The following is a 4,810-nucleotide window of genomic DNA, read 5'->3' on the forward strand; positions in this document are numbered from 1 at the left end:
CGCGCCACAGGAAAACGAACAAGGAGGGAGGTATGAAGCCACAGATGCGGGGCCGGCGCGGCTTTCGCGCTCAGCGTCAGTGGTGGTATCATCGAATCGCCCGCCGAGGCTCACGCTGGGGATTGATCCTCATGATGCGATTTGTCTCCATGCCCGTCACTCACAACCGAGGCGGCAGCCAAATTCGAAGTGGCACGTGGCCGAGATGCCCTCACAGCTCCATGTTGATCGTTCGGTCAACGAGCACCTCCGGGGGTGGGGCCAATACATCGGCGTTTCGTGGTGTGGCGATGAACTATGGAACGAGCACGCAGGTGGATTCCTGGATGGCGAGCGAGCCGAAAGGATTTATCTACGATGGTGGATTGAGGAATCGGCGGACGTTGCAGTGTTACGATTACGGTGGGTTTACGACCATCTTTGCGGTGAGCGGGCCTGATGGCTCGGCTGTGCTGCGGATTCGGCAAGATAATGATGGCAACTTACTGCCGGACGGCGGGTGGCCGGACGCGGATGGGAATTGGATTGATCCGGCAGGCATTCTGCCGGCCTCTGATGATGATCCATATCCTTCGACGACCAACGGGATTGACGGCGATAATTTATCCGCTTATGAGGAATACCGCGGATTCGTCGTTCGTGGGAATCATCGAAGAACGAATCCGTTAAACAAAGACCTCTTCATTTGGAGCGATGTGTTTCGTGATCACATGTATGATGCAACGAATCTCCCCTTTCCGAAGCATAGGGTCACGAACGCTGGAAAGGATGCAAACCGTAGAACTAACTTTAATCGTAGCAATTCTGGTTATGGTGGCCCCATACCTGGTACTGATCAGCGGTGCTTGACCGTTTTCAGGATCGAAGAGTTTCGTGACTGTTGTTATGGACAGAACCTGCCTCCTCGGGCACAGCCTTGGACGCCTAACAACACAGATCGCATCGAAATATATATCCAGAGTATTCGGTGGGCCAGCCCAGACAATATCGGCCGGTTCATTGTAGACCCACTTGATAATGCTGGCATTCAACATGTCCTTGGACATGAAGTAGGGCATGGGATTAACATGGTTGATCGCGATTATTCAGTTAATCCGCCACCGCCTCCGTCGGTTATGATAATCAACTATATTACTCCGGGGGCTGATACGGAAGCGTGGAAGCAGAGGTGGAACGATCTGCCTCATAATTATCATGAGGGATTAGATATCATCCCGTGGTTGCGACTGAAATAAACAAACCTGGAAAAGATACAGTTGATTACCGTCTTTTGAGCACAGCTAGAACCCGGAGGTCGGTTATGATGAGAATCAAGTCGTTTGCATTCTGCATGCTGCTGGCTTTGTTTTCCTTCGCCTTTGGTCGTGGTTTTAATCAAGTCAGCATTGATATGAGCATTTCCGCAGTTGATCACTTAGGGGAAACATTCGCCATTCCAGCCCGCAGTTCGACCCGGGCAATCTATTACACTGGCGAAGAACTAAGGTTTGGAATCAGCTTGATGAACTATGCGGCTGATGAGGTATTGCTTAGTTTGCCAGAAACGAACGTGACTGAGCATTTCGCTTTCCGATGGCTCGAAACGCCGAATAAGAAGGTCAGACCAATGCTGAGGTTTAAGCCAGGACCGGTTTACCAAGGGAGGGAGTTTAAGCGATCAGCCCAGATTGAGAATGCAACAAAACTGGCACCTCATGGAACGATTTCGACTGAGTGGAATTTGCTATTGGCCAATGGTTCGACGCTCCTACCGGGCCATTATGAGTTTGAGGTAACTTACGTTGTCCCGCCGGAACTTCAGCAACTCCTCGAACGGTCAGGCAGAAGGGTAATGGTGCATGGCACAAGCTTCAAATTTGAATTTAGGAAACCGACTACCATTGAAGATGAACTGGAAATAATCTATCGAGCTGCCGCGCGCGCCTATCTCAGCAAAGATTATGACAAGGCAGTTACCAAGCTAAAGGAGTTGCTTGCTGTCTATCCAAAGAGCTCAGCCGCTTATAGCTTACTTGGTCGCATCCATTTTGACACAGGCGACTACGTGCAGGCTATCAAGTATGACCAGAAAGCGATAGACCTGCTGGAGTCGGGTGCTGACGTCGTTAGACTCAAGTACTGGGCAATGGGTCAAAATAAGGACCATATAATTGAATTGATCCGAGGAAGGATCGAAGTGGCGAAGCAACGGCTTCAGAAGCGATGAAGGTGTTTCATGGAGTGCAAATGGACGACAAGACTACTCGCTTGGCGAGCCCGCCGACTTATCACCCGGACATTCCGGATACACTTGATGATGAAGGTATCAAACACACCCAAGGTCACGAGGTGGGGCATGGGATTAGCATGCCTCATCGAGGTCCCAATGCGCCGCTATCAGTAATAAACTATCTTAACCCGACCGGTAATCCGGAGAGCGATATGGATGGGTAAGATAATCGCTAAGTAGGTGGACAAAAGTTCCGGGACATTTTGGGGGATGGGTTGGAGGGACGGGACGTTTTGGAGTGCGGTGACGTGTCACCGCTTTGAAAAGCTGCGCCACGTCGCAGCACTCCAAAGGCAGTCGCAACCCTCTAGGCTTAACTTCATGCCATCGGCTTTTCAAAGCCAATGGCATGGAGTGAGGGCGGTTTTTGCAGTGCGATGATGTGTCACCGCTTTGAAAAGCTGCGCCACGTCGCAGCACTCCAAAAACGCCACGAACTTTTGTCACGTTACTTAGAGTGGCTTGCACATGGATTGGTACTGCCCAAATAGTCGGCATCGAAATTGGCGACAGAGAAAACGGCTTCACATCAATGTCTATTGCTCTGTTCGGTCAATGCACCTGCACATCGCTATAAAAGAACGGCCTCATACCAATGCCCGGAGAAAATCGGAGACTGCTGTTTGGGACGTTCTGCTGCTTGCCGATTACGCTGCTTGCTCCATCGGGCGACTGAGTAGCCTGAGTAATGCCATGGGACGTTCTTCTGCGCTTCATTCGCTCCATCAAACATGGCCTTCCTCTGGACTACTGGTATAATCATCTGCCAAGAATTAGCGCCGTCAACAAGTTCAATGAAAAACTTCCAACAGCAGAGGCAGCAACCAATCATCCGCCGCCGCGCGGTTCATTCTTTGATCACTTCGACCTGGTTGGCTTCGGCAACATTGCCGACATTATCCAGCACGCGAATCAAAACGTAGTAGCGGCCCGTTGGGAAACTGTCAGAAAGCGGCAGCGTTTCTGTAGTGCCAGCCGGAGCAGGCCGGTGTGTCGTAAACCACTTTCGCGCGAAGCGAAAGTTCTCCGGCGTGATTGGCTGCGACAGGTAGCGGATGTCATAAAATGACGCGCGGCCCTGCTCACCGTCATCGCCGGTCGCCGTCCACGTCAACATGGGTCCGCTCTGGCCGGTAATGACGCGCATGTCGGTGATCGGCGCCGGTGGAACCTCGTCCACTTCAAAGACGCGAGCCGCGTTGACGCGACCTTCTGATAGGACTTTGCCTTTTAACGCAGCCACCGGGTCCACATTGCCGATGATCCGGCCACGCACTTGCAGCGGCGTGCTCGCAGGAAATCGGCTGTAGATCAGCGCCGCGATACCAGAAACAATCGGCGCAGAAAACGATGTGCCGTACTGGCTAGTTGAGGTATTGCCCGGCATAATGGCGCGGATGGCGTCGCCCGGCGCTGCCACGCCCACGCTGAGTCCATAGTTCGAGTAGCTAGACAGCCGATCACTGGCATTAGTCGCCGCCACACCGAGCACATTGTCGGTTTCCGTCTCGAATCCGGACGGATAGTGCTGCTCAACATCGTTGTCGCTCGCCTCATTGCCGGCTGAGGCGACGCATAGGATTTTTGCTGCGCCGGCCGCTTGAATCGCTCGCAAGACGCCGCTGCTGCGGCCTGCGCCGCCAAAGCTCATGTTGATCACGCGCACGCCCTGCGTGGACATCAAGGTGGCATAATTGATGGCGCGAATCTCGGCGCTGGTGGAAAAGTATCCGTCAGCCGTGCAACAGGCGCGAAGCGGCAAGATGGGCGAGGCCCAACTGACGCCGGCCACATGCCGCTGATTATTGGTCGCTGCGGCAATCACGCCGCTGACCGGCGTTCCATGTACGCTACTTTCCTCAAGCGGATTGTTATCACCGCTGAAGAAATCCCAGCCGGAGACGTCATCAACGAATCCGTTACTGTCATCATCAATGCCGTTGCCGGGCACCTCTTGCAGATTGCGAAAGCGCTTCGTGTCCAGGTCTACATGTGGCGAGATGCCCGTGTCAATAACAGCAACGACGACGCCTGCGTCACCCGTAGTCACATCCCACGCTGCCGGCGCCTGGATGGTGGTCAAGTACCACTGCGAAGAAAACAACGGGTCGTTCGGACGGAGCGCCGGCGCATGCAGGTAATTCGGCTCGGCAAATTCGATCAGATCGGGGTACTGCTGCATTAACTCAGCCGCCAGTTGAGGAATGTCCATCGGCTTGGCCAATCGAACGACGGCCATGCGGTCTATCCCATACTCAGCGAAGATCGCGGCGATGTCGGCTGTGGTGGCCGGTTGCGTCTGTTGCTTATGGCGGGTCACATGGCGCGGCGGATTGGTGTGTGAGGGTAAAACCGGCGCTAACCGTTCGATCTGTATCACATCGGCTATTTGGTCAAGCGACACAAGCGCCGCATTCGTCAAATCAGCCGACCCAACTTTGCTCACGTTCCCCATCGGCAACGCGACATCGGGTCGGAAACCGATGATGATCTCATCGGGAATGTACGGAGCTTGTTGGCGCTCAGCGCGGATGGCAGGCA

3 protein-coding genes are annotated in these 4,810 nt (G+C 53.7%); 2 read left to right on the forward strand and 1 reads right to left on the reverse strand.

The genetic code is table 11. From position 1 onward, the window contains the following. Window positions 1-32: 32 nt before the first annotated feature. Window positions 33-1,235: a hypothetical protein gene (locus NZ823_15315; GenBank protein ID MCS6806499.1), complete on the forward strand. Its 1,203-nt coding sequence runs from the start codon at window positions 33-35 to the stop codon at window positions 1,233-1,235. A gap of 65 nt (window positions 1,236-1,300) precedes the next feature. Then, the gene (locus NZ823_15320; protein ID MCS6806500.1) at window positions 1,301-2,206 is read left to right on the forward strand and encodes a hypothetical protein; all 906 of its coding nucleotides are present in this window, start codon (window positions 1,301-1,303) and stop codon (window positions 2,204-2,206) included. A 910-nt stretch (window positions 2,207-3,116) separates the two neighbouring features. Here the strand turns inward: NZ823_15320 and NZ823_15325 are convergent. Continuing rightward, window positions 3,117-4,810: S8 family serine peptidase (locus tag NZ823_15325; protein MCS6806501.1), on the reverse strand; the 1,694-nt coding region annotated here is incomplete at its 5' end.

This window comes from Blastocatellia bacterium, from assembly GCA_025054955.1.
Taxonomy (GTDB): domain Bacteria; phylum Acidobacteriota; class Blastocatellia; order HR10; family J050; genus JANWZE01.

What these genes read in the sequence shown, in the direction of transcription:
- NZ823_15315 (MCS6806499.1), top strand. Translation starts at nt 33, where the DNA reads ATGAAGCCACAGATGCGGGGCCGGCGCGGCTTTCGCGCTCAGCGTCAG.
- NZ823_15320 (MCS6806500.1), top strand. Translation starts at nt 1,301, where the DNA reads ATGATGAGAATCAAGTCGTTTGCATTCTGCATGCTGCTGGCTTTGTTT.